The following is a 21,242-nucleotide window of genomic DNA, read 5'->3' on the forward strand; positions in this document are numbered from 1 at the left end:
AAAATGGCAACGAATGATTTCGTTGTAATCAAACCCATTACAACAATGAGAGAAGCTGACCTATTTGATATTTTACGGCAATAGCTCCAACCCGTTGTAAACAAAAATATTACAACATTGTTAAAAAGATTATGCTTCCTGAGAAGCATTCTTTTTTTGGATAATAAACTCAGTTATTTCTTGTATTGAAACTTCCTTTAGTATATCCTCCATGGCTGTTTGCGCTTTTAATAAAAAAAGCTCCAGAACCTGATTAATATTTGCTCCGACCCAACAATTCGGGTTCGGATTTTCATGAGTGTGGAAAAGCTCGCCTTCCAAAACGACATCAACTGCTTTATATACATTATATAAGGAAATATCGCTAGCATCTTTTAATAAATATGCTCCTCCCGAACCCCTTCTCACATCAATCAATCCTGATTTTTTTAGTAACCTGCTGATTTGACGGATAATCACAGGATTCGTATTTACGCTGTCCGCGATTTGCTCTGAAGTAAGAAGGTCTGTACGGACCGCTATCAGAGATAACATATGAACGGCGATCGTGAACCGGTTGCTAATTCTCATGGAATCACCCTTTCGTTGTAACAAGTATAATTACAACGAAAGAAATAGTCAATCCATTTGTAAAAAATATCAGCAATCGCTTCGCCAGTTTACAAAATGATTATAAAGATTTATGCGTTTATTATAACGTATAACAGCGAAACCGAACCTACCCTCTCCCTTCGACATTCAGGTAGCTCTTTTTCCCAACAATTCAAAAACCAAATCAGTATACTGTCATTTTCAGCAGCCAATTAGTGTTTTCGGAAAAAGTCAGTTTAGAAATCGTTTACGCTATACTAATTTTTCATCACATTACCTCCTAAATAAAACCATCTCCTCGTACTAAAAACGTCATTTATCTAGTTGAACAGTTTCCTTACTTAATTATTCAGCTCATAATTTCAATAATTCCTCCAAAAAAAATTAAATAGAGAAAACGTTTACTCTTATTACTAAAGACCTCTCATATATTACATTTTCATTAATTATCCGTCGCTTCGTCCCTTTTTTTACTCTGACAATTATACCAAAATCTCCGGAAAATTAAGCGCTAACAATTGGATAGGTACAAGGAATCTTCTTAATTTCTATCATTCGTCGTATTGTTCATTTTTGAAGGAATTGGTAGGTTAAGTACGTACTAAAATTCTATTCGATGAGGTGATTGTATGCTAAAACTTACACAATTATTCAGAGTCATGATTGCAGCAGCTCTAGTAATGGTTGTATCCTTGCCTTCAACCATTACAACAACGTTTGCGGCGCCAGCAGGGGGGCAAACACCGGCAGCTCAGCCTGAACCGGATACTCCCCTTAATAAGGATAATTTGCAAACGTTTACTGTAACCGGTGTCAAAAATTTAAAGAATGGCGTTCAATTTGATTTAGGCGAATATAAGGCTTTCATTCGTCTATATTCAGAAGATCTAGCGAAAGTTTCCGTTTTAAAAAATGGGCAAAAGGAGTTTGATTCTCCGGCCATTCATAAAAAGGATTGGAAAACACCTAGCTTCGAAACGTCGGATGGACAAGATGAGTATACGATTACAACAAAAGAGCTTACGATTAAAATCAATAAATCCAAGTTTGGTGTGAAATTTTTAGACAAGCAAGGAAACGTCATCAATGAAGATTACATGAAAAATGGCGCTTCCTCAGGATATGAAAATGGAAAGCCGTACGTATTTAAAAAGACAAATAAAGAGGAAAACTTTTACGGCTTCGGGGAACAAGGAGGATTAAACTTAAATAAACGCGGCAAAAGTGTCGGAATGTGGAATACGGATGCCTTCGGCTATTCAAAGGATACAAAGTATCTTTACACTTCCATTCCTTTCTTTATGGGTCTGAAGGATAAAAAAGCTTACGGTATTCTTTTTGATAACTCGCATCGTTCCTACTATGAAATGGCCAGTGAGTCGGATGATTACTATTACTTCTATGCAAACGGCGGCCCGCTCACCTATTACTTCATGTACGGTCCGGAAATTTCAAACGTGATTGATCGATATACAGAACTTACCGGAAAAATGGATCTGCCGGCCGAATGGACACTGGGTCTTCATCAAAGCAAATGGGAATATACACCTGATGAGATTGTGAATGTCGCGAAAACCTACCGGGAGAAAAAGATTCCGTTAGATACGATGCATTTCGACATTGATTACATGCAAGATTACAGGGTATTTACGTGGGATCAAAAATACAAAGATGCGTTGAAGCGATTAAAACAGATGGAAGGCTTCCATGCCATTGCTATTAATGATCCTGGTGTAAAGAAAGATGAAAATTACAGCGTTTATAAGGAAGGAACAGCGAAAGATTATTGGGCGAAAAACCCTGACGGCAGCAATTTTGTGGGTCCGGTTTGGCCAGGCGATTCCGTGTTCCCTGATTTTTCAAAAGAAGAAGTTCGCAATTGGTGGGCAAAAAGCCATAAACCCCTTTTTGATGCAGGAATTGACGGCATCTGGAACGACATGAATGAACCGTCTGTGTTTAGGGATGACGACAAACACAACAACACGATGCCGCTGGATACTTACTTTGGATCAGATGAAAACAAAATTTACTCAACAGAATTCCATAATTTGTTTGGCCATCGAGAAAACGAAGGAACCCATAAAGCATGGTCCATGTATAAACCGAATGAACGTCCGTTTATTTTAACGCGTGATATGTTTGCAGGTTCTCAACGCTATGCAGCGATATGGACAGGAGACAATACAAGCAACTGGGAGCATTTGCAAATGTCCATGCCGATGAACATGAATATCGGATTATCAGGAGTATCCTTTGTCGGAAATGACATTGGCGGTTTCGCATCCAGTGCGGACAGCGAACTTTTCACACGCTGGATCGAAGTCGGCGCTTTCCTTCCATTTTCCCGGATTCACTACATGCCGGATCCGAAGAATTACGGTCAGGAGCCTTGGAGATTTGGACCGGAAGCAGAAAAAACTTCGAAAAAGTATATTGAAATGCGCTACAAGCTCTTGCCATACCTGTACAATGCATTTAAAGACTCTTCCGAAACGGGCAAACCTGTTCAGCAGCCGCTTGTTTATCACTTCCAAGAAGACGAGAAAACCTATAACGTCAGCGACCAATTTATGTTCGGTGATTCCATGATGCTTGCTCCGGTTGTCAAGAAAGGTCAAACAAGCCGTAAGGTCTACTTGCCTAAAGGAGAAACATGGATCGATTTCTGGACGAAAAAAGAATATAAAGGCGGCCAAACGATTACTGTCGATGCTCCGCTTGATCATTTGCCAATCTTTATGAAAGAAGATTCAATCGTACCAACTCGCGAGGTACAGCAATACACAGGTGAAAAAGAATTAACAAACCTTGTTCTTGATACTTACGTAGACGACGAAGCAAACTATAGCTTCTACGAAGACGACGGCAAATCGCTTAACCACAAAAAAGGCGAATTCGATATAACAAACTTCAGCATTGAAGAAAAACGAAACAAAATCGAATTCAAGAAATCAATGGAAGCTGATCGCTTCGATTCTGACATTGAGCAATATACGCTTAAGCTCAATAATGAAGAAGCTCCGGAAAAAGTATATGCAGCACGCAACAATTATAAAGCAGTTGATTCTTTAAAAGACATGACAAAGACTAAACGTTCCTATTTCTACGATGAAGAAACCAAAACGATTTATATCAATATTCCTGTAGAAGAAAGCAAAAAAGTCCAGATCAAATTTAATTAATTTTTTTATAAGGGACTAATCGCTCTAGTGATTAGTCCCTTCGTCTTTTTTGAAAACAATCGTTCAAATATAGATACAAATTGGTTATTACCTCATCTTCACATAACTCCTATGCTTTTTTCCTACAACTTGCTTTGGATAATACCGCCATCTTTCATTATTCATCTCACAAAAAAATTAATTTTTTTATCAGATTATTTGTTTGTTCATCCCCGCCTTCTGCGATGAGTGACACAAGAAATAAAATTCGTTCTGATCCTTCATCATGAACAATTCATTCTAAACTTTCCAGATCAAACCTTCTTTAATACGTTGCATGGCGAATTTCCGAACGAGATAAATGAGAGAATACTAGATTTTGTGGAACAAAATTCTGATGACAACTAATTAATAAAGTGCTGGATTGTCAGTATAAAATTGACGAACCAGCCCTTATTTTATTTATAGGTTGATAAGAAATCCGCCAATCGCCCCAAAGACTACGATCATCCACGGCTGCAGCTTCCAAAAAGCCAGCATACTAAATAAGATAGCAGCGAAGGCGAAATCAATTGGTGCCAGAATAGAACTTGTCCAGATTGGTTCATAAAATGCAGAGATTAATATCCCCACCACTGCTGCATTGACGCCCATTAGTGCACCTTTAACTTTTTCGTTTCGACGTAAACTTTCCCAAAATGGCAGTGTGCCAAAAATCAGTAGAAAAGCTGGTAAGAAGATGGCAACCGTCGCTAATAACCCGCCAAGCCAGCCATTCATGATCGTCCCTAAATATGCTGCAAATGTAAATAGCGGACCTGGAACGGCTTGTGCAGCGCCATATCCGGCAAGAAAGGTTTCTTTGCTTATCCATCCAGGATGTACAAATTCACGCTCAAGAAGCGGCAAGACAACATGTCCTCCTCCAAACACAAGAGAGCCTGAGCGATAGAAGCTATCCACCATAGCAACCCATTGTAATGAAGTAATGTCCCTCAAAATAGGGAGACCAACAAGCAATCCAAAAAATAATAATAAGCAAAAAATTGCAAAACGACGTGAAATAGGGAAATGAATTCTGGAATCATCTTTTTCTTCAGGCTGTTTAAAAATAAAATATCCAATCATTGCAGATAATAAAATGATCCCCACCTGTGTGTATGCCGTCTGCCATAATAGCGTTACTACTAATGCGATTAGTGCAATCGTTTTTCGTTTTACATCCGGGGTTAACTTCTGCGCCATTCCGATAATGGCGTGTGCAACAACTGCTACAGCAACCATTTTCAATCCATGTATCCAGCCTGCATCTCCAATTTGCAGTCCTTGCAAAATTAATGCCATCATAATGAGTGCAATAACTGAGGGTAATGTGAAGCCAAGAAAAGCAACGATTCCACCAATTACACCTGCACGCATGACTCCGATGCCAATACCAACCTGGCTGCTGGCAGGACCGGGGAGAAATTGGCATAAAGCGACTAAATCAGCATAGCTCTTTTCATCCATCCATTTTCTTCTGCGAATATATTCTTCATGAAAATATCCTAAATGGGCAATTGGACCTCCAAAAGAAGTCAAACCAAGTCTTGTTGAAACGATTAATATTTCTAACAAAGATCGAATGGAAGCCCCGCCATTTTCTTTATTTAACGCTTTACTTCCCACACTATTATTCTCCCTTCCAAATTCTATTTCCTTTAATTTCTTTAACTAGCTCGTATATTTTGAGCGATAATCTTTGAGCGATAATAATCGTACCAAACTCCTATTTCAAAAAACATAAAAAAATGATTTTATTTTTGTAAATCTTTTCAGATGACAATTTCCCCGGAAATACATTGAATTTCGAGAACTAATTACTTCTAAATTCCTTAATAGCACCTTTTTAAATCGCAGTAGCTGGTTTGGTTGCATAGAATCATATCACCAATCATGTATAAAAAAATACAGAGAGGAGGTTCCTCTCTGTACACATTCTGTAAATTTATTTTTCTCCTTCCTTTTTTCGATAAGAGATTTATGATCGAATACTTGAAACTCCCTCTTTCAAGCTTAGTTTCCTCTTTAGAATGGCTTGTCTCATATAGTAAAAAATATAACATAAGGCAACAAATGGTATAGTATAAAATAATGCCATTCGTTGTGATGGATCAAAAACAACTAACACGCATGACAAGAAGCATAATACAAACGCTGCAATAGGTACAATTGGATACAAAGGCGTTTTGAATTTCAAATCCTTTATATTATTGCCCTCCTTCAAATAAGTACGACGGAACATAAATTGTGAAGCAGCGATACCCATCCATACAATTACCACTGCTAATCCAGAAATAGAAACTAATACGATATAAACGGTTTGAGCAGGTATAACACTAGAGATCAAAGATAACACTCCGCCAAAAGTGGTGACAATTAGCGCCTTCATCGGAATCCCATTTTTATTTACTTTTCCAAAGGCTTTCGAGATCATTTTTTCATTTGATAACGACCAAAGCATACGAGTGGCAGCATATAACCCGGAATTTGCGCATGATAGAATGGCAGTTAAAACAACAAAATTCATTATGGTACCGGCATATGGAATCCCTATGTTATTAAATACGGTGACAAATGGGCTTTGATCGACCCCTGCTTCCTTCCAAGGAATTAAGGCTGAAATAACAAATATGCTTCCTATAAAAAATACAATCAACCGTAAAACCGTTGTATGGATCGTTTTCGGGATTACTTTTTCCGGTTCAGCTGTTTCTCCAGAAGCTACACTAATTAATTCCGTACCCGAAAAAGCAAAGTTAACAGCCAGCATCGTCAGGAAAACAGCACCAAATCCATTCGGGAAAAGCCCATCTTTTACAAAATTAGTGAACAAAGGAGCTTCTGTGTACCCATCCACCGGGATAATACCAAATACCGCCAACCCACCAATTAATATGAACAAAATAATCGCTATCACTTTAATACTGGAAAACCAAAATTCTGTTTCTGCAAAAAAGCGGACAGAAAAAGCATTTAAGCAAAAAAGGAAAACAATAAAAAAGGCGCTCCATGCCCATACTGTTGTTGTCGGAAACCAGCTTTGCATAATTAAACCAGCGGCAGTAAATTCAGAACCAAGTGCCACTGTCCATGTTAACCAATAAAGCAATGCCATAGTAAAACCAGTTCCAGGGCCGATATATTTAGTGGCATATGTATGAAAAGAGCCGGTCATAGGCATTTTTACGGTTAATTCACCTAAACAGAGCATCACCAGATACACGATAACAGATCCAACGAGGTAAGCGAGCAGCGTACCTACCGGACCTGCTTGATTGATCGTGTACCCTGAACTAAGAAAAAGCCCTGTTCCTATGACACCTCCAAGTGAAATCATAAATAAATGCCTGCTTTTCATTGTTCGTTTTAATTGACCATCAGTTGTGTTTTTTGTCTCCAGCATCTGATTACTCCCTCTAATATTTCATATGGTATTAAAAAAACAGTACAAGCTATGAGTATAACAAAAATTCAGTAAAATAAAATTTCACTTCTGTCACAAATCAAAAAATAATACTAGAGCTAGTCAAATGGCTTCAAAGCTTTTCACCCTGTAATACTGTATATTGTATATTGTATTATTTAAGAAATTAACACTAATATAATGAATACACAACAAATAGGTCAGAAAATATAACAGCAAACGTTCTATACAGCAAAGATAAATTAGAAGGTAGTTTCTATAATAGAAGACTTCCTGTTTTCACAACAGATATATTATATAATGTATTTAATATTAAATCCATTTTGAGGAGGAAGAACGATTAAAAAGGTATATCAATCATTAAAAGACCATGTTTATGACTACATCGCCACTGAAATCCAAAATGGCACTTTACTTCCTAACCATAAAATTAATGAGGTTGAATTAAGCAAAAAATTAGAAGTCAGCCGAACCCCTGTGAGAGAGGCTTTGATCCAATTAGCTTCAGAGAATTATCTCGAGTATCTTCCCAGAAGAGGATTTATTGTAAAAGAACTTGATACAAAAAAGAAGCTCGATGTATTTAAAGTCGTCAGCGTACTGGATGCTTTAGCAGCTACCTTATCTTTGGAGCAAATTACGGAGAACGATATCAAAGAAATGGAAGAGTACACAAATAAAATAGACATTGCTATTTCAGAAAAAAACTATTCGGACTATCAAAAATATCAAAAAGAGTTCCATAATGTTTATCTTAAAAAATGCAACAATTCAACCCTTACAGATATTTTGGCGAGTTTGCAAAATAGTTTTGTCAGACAAGTTTATTCAAGCGATGATGAAGGCAAACTTTTTTCCGTGTCAAAGCAAATGAATGAGGATCATAGAGAAATCATCATGCATTTTAAAAAGCAAGATGGAAATCAATTAGAGCATCTGATTAAGAAGCATTGGGAAATTAAACATAAAGACATGATTTAGCTTCAAATTAGTGATTGTAATTCTGAAGAAGGTGGAGGTTTGATGGACGATAATCGAATTCAACAAATGATTAAACAATTTCAAGTCGTATTATTAGATGGAGCAATGGCAACAGAAATTGAGAAAAAAGGTCTGGATATTAAAGATGATTTATGGTCTGCCAAAGCCATTATCGATACACCCGATTTAATTAAGGAAGTCCACCTTGACTATTTTAAAGCCGGAGCAGATATCGCAACGACAAACACTTATCAGGCCAACATCGAAGGGTTTAAAAAACATGGATGGACCGATGAAGACGCGAGGCACCTTATGACAAAAGCTGTATTGCTGGCGAAAGAGGCACGTGATGAATTCTGGACAAGCCTGACGAAACAAGAGAAGCTAGCAAGACCTTATCCATTAGTTGCCGGCAGCATCGGCCCGTACGGAGCATTTCTTGCAGACGGCTCGGAGTATACAGGAAAATATGATTTATCCATAGAAGAGTTTCAGCAATTTCATTTATCTCGAATGAAGTTATTAAAAGAGGCTGGGATTGATATATTTGCTTTTGAAACCATTCCCCATTTTCACGAAAGCATGGCTCTTGCCCAGTTACTTGAAACAGCTTTTCCGGACACCTCAGCATGGATTTCGTTCAGTATTGCAAATGATCAGCAACTTTGCGATGGAACTGCACTGGATGAGGCTGCGTCTTATTTTAATCAACATTCTAATATTTGTGCAATCGGCGTTAATTGTACTTCAGTCTCGCGTATTCCAAAGGTGATATCAAACCTGAAAAATGTGACGACGAAACCAATCATTATTTATCCGAATTCAGGTGAACAATATGACCCTCAAACAAAATCGTGGTCTAAGGAACAACAGTATGAAAATTTCGGCGTTATTTCAAAGGACTGGTATAAAAATGGAGCAAGTTTAATAGGCGGCTGTTGCAGAACAACCCCGAAAGATATTCGTCATATTAAAGAATGGGCCCGTGATAAAAATATGGGAGATGGTTCGAACAACAAGTTGAAGTTTCTTTAAAGAGGATTGGACACGAAAATAAAATTATTAGGTCCAGTTCTCTTTTAATTCTTTACCTACAAATACACTAAAAAACCGGCATGAGTTCAATTAAATCTGACCCATGCCGGTTTTTAACTAGAGCACTTCCCCCTTTAAGTTTTTTCTATAAACTATTTGTCTTCCGTAATTGCCACGAGGGTATCTTTAATGTTTGGCTTTTTTACTTGAAAAGTTTCTGATTAAATAAGATTTAAAACCTTATCGAATTCAGAAATGAGATCATCTATATTTTCAAGACCTGTAGATATCCGAATTAAACCTTTCGAAATTCCTGCTTGTTTGAGCTCGTTATCGCTTAAATTCCGATGAGAAGTGATAGCTGGTGAACAAACAGACGTTTTCACATCTGCCAAACTAGGCACGAATTTTATTCCTTCTAAGTTGTCAATAAAAGTTCGATAGCTTTCGTCGTTTCCTTTTAGGTCTACTGATAACATGCCGCCATATAGCTCATTGTTAAAAAAAGAACTAGCCGGATTGAATGAAGGAGACGATTGCAGCCCCGGATAATAGACCTTATTGATTTTTGGATGGCCCTCAAAGAAATCAGCTAATTTCAAAGCATTGTTAGAATGTTCTCTCATTCGCAGCTCCAACGTTTTTAAGCTTCGAATAAGAATCCAAGCATCAAACGGACTTATACAGCCGCCATAAAGCGTCCCTACCTTATCAATGGCACTAATCGTCTCTTTGTTCGATACGACAATGCCGCCAGTTACATCGCCGTGTCCGCATAAATACTTTGTAGCACTATAGACAACAATGTCTGCTCCAAGATTTAATGGTTGACAAACTATAGGTGTGGCAAACGTATTATCAACTACTAATTTCGCGTGATAATCATGAGCGATATTCGCTATTTCCGTCAAATTATCCACAGCCATCATCGGGTTTGAAATCGTTTCTGTATAGACCAGTTTCGTTTTTGGTGTGAAATACTGCTCCCAATTGTCATTAGAAAAATCAACAAAGGTGACATCAATATTGAATTTTTTTAATTGATATTTTAAAAATTCATAAGTTTCACCGTATAACACATGAGATGCCAATACATGGTCACCTGAATGCAGGTGAGTGATTAAAGTTGAAGTAATTGCTGCCATCCCTGAAGAGAAAACGAGAGCGTCTTCCCCTTCGTCTATTGAAAACATGACTTCTTTTAGTGCTTCATGAACAGGATTTGTCATTCTTGAATAAATAAAGCCTTCCGCATCACCGTTGTAAACTTTATTTAAACTTTCAACATCGTCAAAAGCAAATACCGAACTCATAGTGATCGGAATGTTTTCTGGCACTGATAATGATGTTGGATTATGGCTGCCTAATCTTGTAACCATTGTCTTAAAGTTTTGATTCATTTTATCTCCTCCTAAGTGTCATCTAATTTTGAAAAAAATTCTTAATTTTATTGCTTTACATATACAAAATACATTTCCTTGCAACAGCAAAAGAATATAACATTGTATATTGTATATTGTATATTGTATAATTTATATTTTATTAATTTACCACTCTTATTATTAATCTTCAATTTCCTCTATAAAAACTTATAAATCTATTATATTTTTTCTTTGAAAAAGCATTCGCTGTCAATGTCTACTCTAAGCCAAAATCAAATGAAAAAAGAGAGGATTTCCCTCTCTTTTAAACGATTTGTCGATCCCAAAATCGATGGGCTGTAATCGCCTCGATGAATTCTTCCGCAAATCCGCTGCTATTTTCTCCAACGACTACTCCTTTACTGTTCTCAACCTCTTTTTTTATCCATGTTTTTCCTTCATGAGTAACACCGATCGGCTTAAAGTGTAGAAAGGCTTCATTAATAAAGGAGGATGCATCCTGATAAAATGCTTTATTTTTCGCTATCCCTCCAGCTGCATAGATGGCGTCAAATAAGACGGAATCAGCTGTTAGGAACGTATGCGCCGCTTCCAGCTCCGAGTTATCTGAGCCTTTTACTATTCCCAGCTTTTCGCTAATGATTTCCGGTTGGATGCCCTCGGCTTTTAACGAGTCAAGGATGGATGAGACTTCAGGTCCGTTAAAATCATTGGCGATGATCACACTGACCTTCCGTGTTGCCGGTTTTTTCTTTGTGTTTTCCATGCTGAGTGCAGGCGAGGATTTTGTCACCTGCGAACCTTCGCTTGAAGGCGGGTTCGCCCCGATCGCTTCCGCAAAGCCTGTCGCTAATTCCAGGCTCACATTTGCAAACATGTCTACTACCTGCTGCTGAACAGATTTGCTTTTCACTTTCCCAAGCTCAAAGCTGAATGCATCAATGATATGCTGCTTTTCTGCATCACTCATGCTGTTCCAAAACATCGCCGCTTGAGAAAAATGATCTTCAAAGCTTTTACTTCTGGCCCGCACTTTACGACCTTCTACTTTTTCCTGGTAATGCACATAGCCGCCTTCTTCTTCACTTGCAGGCGATGGTGTATTGGCCGCAAGTGAATTCCGGTGATAGCTCACTTGACCTTTGTTAATCGTTTGTCTTCCATAACCGTCACGCTGATTGTTGTGGAACGGACAAACGGGTCTGTTAATCGGCAGCTCATGGAAATTCGGGCCGCCAAGGCGGATTAATTGCGTATCTGTATAAGAAAACAGGCGGCCTTGCAATAACGGGTCATTTGAAAAATCTATGCCCGGCACCACACTTCCTGGATGAAATGCGACTTGCTCCGTTTCCGCAAACACATTGTCAACGTTGCGATTCAGCGTCATTTTTCCAATGATCTTAACAGGTACGTCTTCTTCCGGCCAAAGCTTCGTTGGATCGAGAATATCAAAGTCAAAGTTAAATTCATCTTCTTCCTTAATAATCTGCACTCCAAGCTCGTATTCCGGATAATCTCCATTGTCAATCGCCTCCGACAAATCCCGGCGATGAAAGTCAGGATCCTTTCCGGAGATTTTTTGCGCTTCATCCCATACGAGAGAATGTGAACCAAGCACTGGCTTCCAATGAAATTTCACAAAGTGGGCTTTTCCTTCGTCATTGACTAATCGGAAGGTATGCACCCCAAAGCCCTCCATCATTCGGAAGCTTCTTGGAATTGCCCGATCCGACATTGTCCACATCACCATATGGGCCGATTCCTGATTGTTGGCGACAAAATCCCAAAATGTATCATGTGCAGATGCAGCCTGCGGAATCTCATTATGAGGTTCTGGTTTGACTGCATGAATTAGATCAGGAAATTTAACAGCATCTTGAATAAAAAAGACAGGGATGTTGTTGCCTACTAGATCATAGTTCCCTTCTTCTGTATAAAACTTCGTCGCAAAACCGCGCGCGTCACGGACTGTTTCAGCCGATCCCCGTGAGCCGGCCACAGTTGAAAAACGGACGAAAACCGGTGTTTTCACAGAAGGATCCTGCAGAAATTTTGCCTTCGTAAATTCCTTCATTGATTCATAAACTTGAAACTCTCCATGGGCTGCAAAACCACGGGCATGTACAATCCGCTCGGGAATCCGCTCATGATCAAAATGCGTCATTTTTTCACGGAAATGAAAATCCTCCATCAACGTTGGTCCTCGTTCACCTGCTTTTAAGGAAAACTCATCCTCCGATACCTTTACTCCTTGATTCGTTGTCAGCTTTTTGCCTTCATCATCAACACGGAACGTTTCCAACTGCTCGTTTTTACTGTTTTCGTTCACTTTGCGGTCATTGCTCATTCGGTAGGTTCCTCCTTATGTAAAAGCATATTTGTCATCCTGTACCCGACTGAGCCCTCTGGCAAACATCATAATAAGCGAAAAATAAAAACAGGCTTTCATAGGAACCTGCCCACTGAGGTTTCTACCAATCTCTACATTTGTTAAATCCTGATAGACATATTGATATGATCATAGTACTATTCTCTTAAACACACTCTTAATCCTGACAAAACAGAAAAATTTTGGATGAGGCACTATCAATCCCTATTCATTATTTTTATTTTTGCATTGGGAGTTACTGGAGTTTTAACGGTAAGACAATTTCAAAATCAGCAGGCTTCAGCGCCAAAGGATCGAGTAGTTCAAACCAAGCAGGCAACAGATAAAGATGTCGAAAAACTATCGATACGTTCGGCGGAGATATTAGATAACCTTGCAGAAACCGGCGGAGCTGCAAAAGCTCAGAAGCAGCTGGAGGATTTGTTGAAGAGTACGGATCAATACTCCCTTCAAGATGATCCGAAAAGCAATTACATAAAAAAACTGACAGCATGTTTGGAAGCCCTTCAATCTTATGCACACGGGAATTCGGATGAAAAGGCGTTAGGTCATGTCTATCCCGACTATGTTTCCGCTATAACTCAATTAAAAAAGGAAGTTCCGGACATCCAGCTAAGCGAGCCGACCCAATATCAATGGTTTTACGCTGCAGCGGCTTCATACGAACAGGGACGAAAGCAAGAAGGTGAAATGACACTGACCATGGTAGGAGACACCTCCTTCGGTACTTACCCGGAGACGCCGGAGCATTTGAAATTTGACAATGTCTTCGCCAAAAACAATGGCGATAATTTGTATGTCTTCAAAAATTGTCTTCCTTGGTTCAACTCTGATGATTTCACAATTATCAATACGGAAAGCGCCTTTACATCGGCAACTAAGGCTGAAAATAAGATGTGGCGGATTAAGAGCGACCCGGAACACGTTGCTTTTTTGCCGGCAAGCGGTGTCGAGGCAGCAAATCTCGCAAATAATCACACGATGGATTATTTCGAAGTCGGGTACAAAGATACACTCGCGGCTTTTAAAGCAAATGATACAGACGTTTTTAACGATGGAATGCCGCTTGTTCAGACGATAGGCGGTATCGAAACGATTTTTCTAGGCTATGATTGCCGAATGAGCCAATTTTCCGCAGACTATTTGGCGCGAATCGAGCGCGAAGTAAAGCAATATAAACGACCAGATAATTTGGTGATCGTAAATATGCATTGGGGTGTTGAATATCGTGAAACACCGGTTGATTACCAGAAACAATTCGGTCGGGCCATTATAGACGCAGGAGCAGATATTATCATGGGATCCCACCCTCATCGGCTGGAAAGCGTAGAGCTTTATAATGACAAATACATCGTATATAGTATGGGTGACTTTGCATTTGGTGCTGATCCTACCTTACTTTCACGGATGACCTCCATGTTCCGATTGCATTTTGCAAAAGAAAACAGTGAAGTGGTCATGAAGAGAATGACGATCGTACCTACTTTAGAAAATTCAGATGGCAGCACAACAGAAAATAATTATCAGCCGCTTCCTGTCTTTGGCAAAGAAGCAGAGAAAATCGTAAATGAACTTGTTCGAATCAGCACACCAGTTGAAAACGGCGTCACGTCTTATGATTATTTTGATCCTTTCCTATAAAAAGAGACTGGCTCAGGATCGCGTTATACGTTTTTGAGCCAGCTTTTGTACGTGTTACTCTTCACTTCTTCACGTTTCCCTTTCAACCGTTTTAACAGCGCCACAATCATAATGCTCACGATTACCAGCAAAAGCCACGAGCTGATTTTCCCAATATGGACAAGACTCCATGTTTGTTCTTGGTTCGGATAAGCCCATGCACCAAAAAACGTGGCAATGTTTTCGGCAATCCAGATAAAAAAGCCGATAAGCACAAATGACAAAGACAGCGGCATCGGATAGGTCGTATTATTAACCGTGAAATAAACGAATGTCCGTAAGAATAAAAGGATGACCAGTACTTTTAACACCCAGCGCAAATCAGGGATAAAATGGTGGGTAAAAAAGTTAAAATAAACGGCCGCACTAAGAATCACAACGAGCCAAGACGGCGGCCAATTCCTGATTCGCAAATCAAACCTTCTCCATGCCTGGCAAATATAGCTCGCCACACTTGCGTACATAAAGCCGCTGTACAACGGCACGCCAAAAAATTTTGTCCATCCTTCTTCCGGATAGACCCAAGATCCCATATGTACTTTATAAAGCTCCAATGCCAGTCCGATGAGGTGAAACACACAAATCACTTTCAGCTCATCGATCGTTTCATACTTAAAGACGATCATAAGGATCTGTGTCATTAAGCAAATGAATAAAATCAAATCATAGCGGGGGATAAATGGAATTTCGACGAATTTGGTAACAGCCAGCGCCAGAAAAATAACTAGCGGAAACAGGCAAGATCGAGCCTGCTGAAAGCCAAAATGCAATAGGTTGATGAAGTGTCTCAAACGAATACTCCTTAAGATTGATATGTTTATACACTTAATTACGACGATGTATTATTGTGTATGGTTTCAAGAATATCAAAATACTTTCATAATTTGCTTTTTCTTAATCAGCTCCATAATTCCCTCGGCAATTTTTTGTACCCCCGCACTGATCCATTCATCCCGAACTTGAGAAACACTAAGTCTCACAACATTATCTTTTTTGAATTCCGGTAAGTACATTTTTGCAGCATTGTCCACAAGCACATTCACCTGTTTTAATTGATCGATCAGCTGATAAGCTTTTAGATTATTGGATAATTCGATTGTTGAGTAAAAGCCGGATAATGATCCTGAATAAGTAGCGGAAGGCGGCAAATACTCGTTGTATGCTTTTTGCAAAATTATTCCTTTTTTCCGATACTTATTCCTTAACTTTTTTACATGGGCTGCAAACATTCCGTTCTTCAAATAGATTTCAAGAGCACCCTGTGTAAGTACCGGCGTATGTATATCCGCGGCAAATTTGGCACGCAAAAAATCCTTTTTCATCGTCTCAGGAATAACAGTTAATCCGAGCCTCAAGCCTGGCAGCATAATTTTCGAAAAGCTTTTTGTATAAATAATTCTCCCTGAAGTGTCGTAGGCAAACATTGGATCCTGCTTCAGGTCGGGATCAAGATCTCCCATATAGTCATCTTCAATGATATACACATCATAGGTTCGAGCTAATTCTACGATTCTTTTCTTTTCTGTATTGGTATAGCTGTTTCCGGTAGGATTATGAAATCGTGAAACTGTATAGAAAAACTTGATGTCTTGATGTTTAAATATTTCCTCTAATCGATCCAAATCGATTCCGGAGCTCGTTCGCTCGATTCCGACAGCAACAGCGTTCTGGAGTCTGAGAGATTCGATAAAACTGGCATGAGTAGGCTGTTCGACGCAAATATTCTTCTTTCCGTTTGGAAAAGGCAGAGAAACAAAGAGATGAAGCGCCTGCTGAGAGCCGGTAACAACTGCTATTCTTTCGGGTACGGTAAATACCTGGAGATCTTGCAATTGATCGGCCAGCTGTTCGCGGAGCGAATACAAGCCTTGAAGCTCTGAATATGTAAACATATCTTCTTTATACGTTTCAATTGCCTGGTTGATGCAGTGCTGAAAGTCTAGATAAGGCATTGCCTGTTTATCAGGGCCGGCAGACAAAAAATCAATCGTAATCTTCTCTTTACTTCCCTCTCTTCGAAAAAGAAAGTCCTCCACCACGTAAAAACCGCTCTTAGGTACAGAATATATCAAATGTGATTTTTCCATTTTCTGATATGCTTTGATGACTGTATTTTTACTGAAGGAAAATTCTTCCGATAAAGCCCTAATGGATGGCAGCTTACTTCCCGGCTTCAAATAGCCATCCGCTATTCGTTTTTCAATCTCCTTCACAATCATGGCATATTTCATATATTCATCCTCCTCATCTGTATGGGTACAGAACAAGAAAACAATCATTTAGATTATTACGTGTATAAGTATACTTGAAATTGCAGTCTAATAGATGACAAGGAGGATGCGTGATGAAAAAAACAAAGGTGCTGGTTCTTTTTCTAATCGTACTAATGATTACAGGATCGACAGGCAGCCTATTGGCAAGTGCTGAAGCTCCTAGGGCGAAGGAGCTTAAAGTTGATGAATTGTTCAATGGAAAAGAAGGGACAATGGTCATAAAAAATCTGAAATCTGATAAAATGTATATCTATAATGATGAGAGAAGCAAGATTCGGTTTACGCCAGAGTCTACCTTTAAAGTTCCGAATGCGTTGATAGGGCTTGAAGAAAAGGCAGTAAAAGATGAATATGAAGTGAAAAGATGGGACGGCGTGGTCAGAGAGTTTGAGACTTGGAATACAGACCACTCGTTAGCTTCAGCAATGAGGTACTCAGCTATATGGTTTTATCAGGATATGGCCCGAGATATAGGAATGGAAAGAATGCAGCAAAACCTGCTTAAAATCAGCTATGGAAACAATGATATTTCCGGGGGAATTGATACATTCTGGCTGAACAGCAGCTTGAAAATCTCTGCCCAGGAACAGGTAGAATTTGTAGAAAAGCTGGTCAAAGAGGATCTCCCATTCATGGAGCAAAACCTTAAAACAGTCAAAAGAATGATGATAGACAATGAGCAAGATACTTACACCATCCACGGGAAAACAGGTACTAGATTGTCAGACTTGGGACTTGGCTGGTATATCGGATTTGTAGAGACGAAAAAAGGAACATGGGTATTTGCTACAAACGTCGACGGAAGTGGAACAACAGCAAAAAATATTACTCTTGAATGTTTAAAGAAGCTGAAAATCATATAAGAAAGTGAAAGGAAACCCTTATGCGTTATAGCGGATTGGTTCGTTTTATAGGAATTGCAATGGGAATTACTTTACTATTAAGTACAGGATTTCTCGTATTTCTTGCTTTATTAGGATATGGACTCGGGAATGCCTTGAATTCGGGGCATAATGACTTCCCTAGTCAAGAACTGGCAGCATGTATTCCTTTGGGATTTCTCGGATTGTTGACAATATTTATTTCTGTTTTGAAACGAAAAAGAAGTACGCCGTTTATTTTTGGCACTAGTGCTTTATTGATATTTGCTCTCTCGTTGCAAGTCAATGAAGCAACGGGAGCTTGGACAATGGAGATGGCAATGCTCGTTTTTTCTTTCGCATCATGTTACCTGGCATTTCAAACTTGGAAGGAAAATAAATCAGCATGAAGTTCTAATCTCTATTCGCATACATCTGTTCAGTACTATGTGAATATACTTCGATCATATTACCGAAAGGGTCTTTGCAATACACTAGATAATACGGTTTTCCAGGGTAGGTATTCCAAGTCTTGCTGATTCGTTCTCCGCCATTATCAACTATTTTTCTCGCTAACGCATCTTCGTCCTTATAAACGACACAAATGTGAAAATAGCCCGGGCTCCAGACTGGATTCTTATCGGCTCCTTCAGTTTTCGGTACATCAAATTCAAAGAGTTCAATACCTACCTGATTGGATGCGCTCATATGGGCGTTTCTTTTTTTCTTCACATTCGGTCCAAACAAATCCTGCCCCATGCTGTCAGGCTCTGCTTCTTCCGCTTTCATCGTGTAAGGTCCGGCTATCAGTTCAAATCCTAACACGTTCTCGTACCACTGGATTCCTTTATCCAGGTCTGGTACTGTCAATCCAATATGGGTGATAGCAACCATCATGTATTCCTCTCTTTCTAGATTTAGATATATTATGTTATACCCTGATGATTGGCAAAATGAACGTGAGAAAAAAGCAGATCCAGCTGAATCTGCTTTTTTCTGCGTTATTCATTTATCTTTTTTCGTTTATAACCTATGAACAGAACTCCGCCTGCTGCTATGATTACCAGTCCCCACAATAGAAATTGGTAGTGATTGGTCGCTGTATCAGGTAATTCATTGTTGCTGGTTTCAGTATTTTCCGTTTGATCATTGCTCTCATTGTTCGGTGTCTCATTATTATCTGTGTTTGTATTCGTGTCCGGATTTTTAGTATTTGTTTCTTCTTCGTTAACCGGATCTGGTTTTTTATTCTCTTCATCCTTGTTGTCATCTTTGTTGTCATCAATTGGTGCCGGAGCTTTCGTTACCGTAATTTCTGCTGCGGCGCTATGTTTTCCATCGGCTGTAAGAGCTGTGATTGTTGCAGTCCCTTCTCCTACCGCTGAAACCATTCCTTTATTCGTAACGGTTGCTACCTTATCATCTGAGCTCATCCAAGTAAGCTCCTTGCTCTCCGTAGTATCTTCAGGCTGAATGCTTGCAGTCAGCTGTAAAGTCTTGCCGATTTCAAGCTTTGCCGATGTTTGGTTAAGTGTTATACTTTCAATCGGCTTAACAGGATCCACTTGTACTTCATTAACAGCAACCGTTCCGCTTACTTCATTTCCTGCCAATACGAGCGGACGTCCTGTCGGGCTGGCTTCGGCAGAAACAAAATCAAGTCCTTCCGGTGCAACATCCCCTGCTATCTTATCTGAAAAATCTCTCGTATTTAGATAGTTTGCAAATTTTCCGTTCGCAGGATTTGAAATGTTATAGGCCATGACACCGCTGATTCTTTCCAATCCGACAAAAGCGAACAGCTCATCACCAATCATGCCGACCTTTAAATCTTCAGGTTCCGGACCTTTTTTCGCACTTCGCTTGTCCATTTCATCATCATCATTTGACCAGTTAAACACTTCCGGATACCGTTCCGCAGTAATTTTCTCAAAATCGCTTCCGCTGTCATACACAAGCTCCATCGTATCAGCGTTCCAAATAGAGAATGAACGCCCGCCCAATGTATAAACTGCATTGTTCCCCCGGTCTGTCAATACTTCCAGCTTATCGTAATCAGAGGATTTTTTCATTTTATCAAGTGCAGCCTGTGCTTCTGATTCAGTCATTCCTTTAAACAAATCACTTTGAAGGATGATGCTTTCTTTTATATCTTCAAAGTCTGCGATATTTTCAAACTCTTCCCATTCAGTTGCATCGCCTTCGTTCCCTGTTACAAGATAATTAACACCGCCGATCGAAATATATTGAACAGAATCCGGCATGTATGCACCGAGAAGAGGAAGATTTTCAATCTCAATTTTGCCATTTCTCGCCGCATCTAGCTCATTTCCCGGCAGCGAGTGATCTTTATAGCCTAACGACTTTACAGAATCCACTTTGCCGTTAGCAACATCAATTGTTGCAATTGCATTATTTTCTTGCAACGTAACATATGCCTTTTTCCCATCAGTAGACAAAGCTATGTATTCAGGCTCGAAATCATTGACAGCTTCCTTGTTGCGGATATGTACGTCATCATCGATCACACTTGGATTGTCAAATTTAACGACGTTACTTTTGCCTGTTTCATAGTTTACTATTGTGACAGAGCCTTGAGGATCAACGCCATTTTCAAGCCCTTCTCTCGGTTCTGCTTCATCTGCCGTTAAAATATACTTTCCGTCTGAAGAGATTTTCACCATATCCGGCTGAACGCCAGTATTAAAGGTCTTTATAATTTTCCCATCATAATCCATGACGGCAATCTTGCCATTTTTCGTATAATCTTTATCTTGTACAGCTGCTACAATAATTTTTTCCTTTTGATTCACGTCAATACTTGTTAAGTCACCATATGTAAAGCTATCTGTATTTACCGCAGCCGCGATATTAATCGATTTCTCTTTTTGCAATTGCTGATCTTTTTGAGAAGTAAGACCGGACAGGCTCACGATATCAATGGTTTGGTTTTTGCCATTGATCACATAAAATTTCTTATTAGCAGAATTATACTTAACAATTTCGGCTACCCCACCCTCTTCATCGGTGAGGCCCGTTTTGTAACCAGCGATTTTTTCAACTTCCATCGTATTCGAAAACGAAGGACCTGCCGCATTTGCAGATAGATTCGTTGAAAATAAAAAAGTACCTGCTAAAGATAGAGCACCAATACTATGTAAAATCTTGTTTCTCGAGTTTTTCATCTTTCGCCTCCTGAAATAATTCGGCCTATCTTCGATCCATTCAAAAAGGCCTATAAAAAGACTAGATGAAAATCTTGTCAGAAAATACAATAATTTTGTAATTAATTTGTAAATTTTCCGTGAATGAAGGAGAAATATTTATCCCTATCCATTTAGTTATTAAAAAGACTGCAATACTTTTAGATTCACCAAAATTTCAAGTAGCTTAAAATAAAGAAAGATAACGCGCAATA

General features: G+C 39.1%; 15 protein-coding genes. 6 read left to right on the forward strand and 9 right to left on the reverse strand.

Features of this window, described 5'->3' with window-relative positions:
• Positions 1 to 129: 129 nt before the first annotated feature.
• On the reverse strand, positions 130 to 570 hold the full coding sequence (locus JOC74_RS21325; RefSeq protein ID WP_053602003.1) for an Rrf2 family transcriptional regulator: 441 nt from the start codon (positions 568 to 570) through the stop codon (positions 130 to 132).
• A 650-nt stretch (positions 571 to 1,220) separates the two neighbouring features.
• Between JOC74_RS21325 and JOC74_RS21330 the strand changes: the two genes are divergently transcribed.
• Positions 1,221 to 3,776: a glycoside hydrolase family 31 protein gene (locus JOC74_RS21330; RefSeq protein WP_053602002.1), complete on the forward strand. Its 2,556-nt coding sequence runs from the start codon at positions 1,221 to 1,223 to the stop codon at positions 3,774 to 3,776.
• Between the two features lie 441 nt (positions 3,777 to 4,217).
• Here the strand turns inward: JOC74_RS21330 and JOC74_RS21335 are convergent, their stop codons facing one another.
• Both JOC74_RS21335 and JOC74_RS21340 read right to left on the reverse strand, forming a co-directional pair.
• Positions 4,218 to 5,423, reverse strand: coding sequence for a chromate transporter (locus tag JOC74_RS21335; RefSeq protein ID WP_053602001.1), 1,206 nt, complete (start codon positions 5,421 to 5,423; stop codon positions 4,218 to 4,220).
• A gap of 352 nt (positions 5,424 to 5,775) precedes the next feature.
• A complete protein-coding gene (locus tag JOC74_RS21340; protein ID WP_053602000.1) occupies positions 5,776 to 7,200 on the reverse strand; it encodes an amino acid permease in 1,425 nt (474 codons plus the stop codon).
• A gap of 360 nt (positions 7,201 to 7,560) precedes the next feature.
• On the opposite strand from JOC74_RS21340, the gene JOC74_RS21345 reads away from it, so the two are divergent.
• A complete protein-coding gene (locus tag JOC74_RS21345; RefSeq protein ID WP_053601999.1) occupies positions 7,561 to 8,202 on the forward strand; it encodes a GntR family transcriptional regulator in 642 nt (213 codons plus the stop codon).
• Positions 8,203 to 8,244: 42 nt separating this feature from the next.
• Positions 8,245 to 9,237 carry a homocysteine S-methyltransferase gene (gene mmuM, locus JOC74_RS21350; protein WP_053601998.1) on the forward strand — a complete coding sequence of 331 codons (993 nt, stop codon included), beginning with the start codon at positions 8,245 to 8,247 and terminating at the stop codon, positions 9,235 to 9,237.
• A gap of 221 nt (positions 9,238 to 9,458) precedes the next feature.
• Here the strand turns inward: mmuM and JOC74_RS21355 are convergent, their stop codons facing one another.
• Both JOC74_RS21355 and JOC74_RS21360 read right to left on the reverse strand, forming a co-directional pair.
• Positions 9,459 to 10,637, reverse strand: coding sequence for a trans-sulfuration enzyme family protein (locus JOC74_RS21355; protein WP_053601997.1), 1,179 nt, complete (start codon positions 10,635 to 10,637; stop codon positions 9,459 to 9,461).
• Between the two features lie 286 nt (positions 10,638 to 10,923).
• Positions 10,924 to 12,969 carry a catalase gene (locus tag JOC74_RS21360; RefSeq protein WP_053601996.1) on the reverse strand — a complete coding sequence of 682 codons (2,046 nt, stop codon included), beginning with the start codon at positions 12,967 to 12,969 and terminating at the stop codon, positions 10,924 to 10,926.
• 228 nt (positions 12,970 to 13,197) lie between these two features.
• On the opposite strand from JOC74_RS21360, the gene JOC74_RS21365 reads away from it, so the two are divergent.
• Positions 13,198 to 14,652 (forward strand): CapA family protein, encoded by a 1,455-nt coding sequence (locus tag JOC74_RS21365; RefSeq protein WP_053601995.1) that lies wholly within the window; start codon positions 13,198 to 13,200, stop codon positions 14,650 to 14,652.
• A 23-nt stretch (positions 14,653 to 14,675) separates the two neighbouring features.
• Here JOC74_RS21365 and JOC74_RS21370 read toward each other — a convergent pair whose 3' ends face one another.
• Both JOC74_RS21370 and JOC74_RS21375 read right to left on the reverse strand, forming a co-directional pair.
• Complete coding sequence (locus tag JOC74_RS21370) at positions 14,676 to 15,482, reverse strand: DUF817 domain-containing protein (RefSeq protein WP_053601994.1); 807 nt, start codon at positions 15,480 to 15,482, stop codon at positions 14,676 to 14,678.
• A gap of 75 nt (positions 15,483 to 15,557) precedes the next feature.
• Positions 15,558 to 16,922: an aminotransferase-like domain-containing protein gene (locus tag JOC74_RS21375; protein ID WP_053601993.1), complete on the reverse strand. Its 1,365-nt coding sequence runs from the start codon at positions 16,920 to 16,922 to the stop codon at positions 15,558 to 15,560.
• 113 nt (positions 16,923 to 17,035) lie between these two features.
• Between JOC74_RS21375 and blaOXA the strand changes: the two genes are divergently transcribed.
• Together blaOXA and JOC74_RS21385 are read left to right on the forward strand one after the other, a co-directional pair.
• A complete protein-coding gene (gene blaOXA / locus JOC74_RS21380) occupies positions 17,036 to 17,827 on the forward strand; it encodes a class D beta-lactamase (RefSeq protein ID WP_053601992.1) in 792 nt (263 codons plus the stop codon).
• A gap of 20 nt (positions 17,828 to 17,847) precedes the next feature.
• Entirely contained in the window at positions 17,848 to 18,234 is a 387-nt protein-coding gene (locus JOC74_RS21385; protein ID WP_053601991.1) for a hypothetical protein, read from the forward strand.
• Between the two features lie 4 nt (positions 18,235 to 18,238).
• Here the strand turns inward: JOC74_RS21385 and JOC74_RS21390 are convergent, their stop codons facing one another.
• Positions 18,239 to 18,721 carry a VOC family protein gene (locus JOC74_RS21390; RefSeq protein WP_245213151.1) on the reverse strand — a complete coding sequence of 161 codons (483 nt, stop codon included), beginning with the start codon at positions 18,719 to 18,721 and terminating at the stop codon, positions 18,239 to 18,241.
• Between the two features lie 104 nt (positions 18,722 to 18,825).
• Entirely contained in the window at positions 18,826 to 21,009 is a 2,184-nt protein-coding gene (locus JOC74_RS21395; RefSeq protein WP_053601990.1) for a choice-of-anchor I family protein, read from the reverse strand.
• Between the last annotated feature and the right edge of the window lie 233 nt (positions 21,010 to 21,242).

The sequence above is a fragment of the Bacillus capparidis genome, assembly GCF_017832095.1.
Taxonomy (GTDB): domain Bacteria; phylum Bacillota; class Bacilli; order Bacillales; family Bacillaceae; genus Bacillus; species Bacillus gobiensis.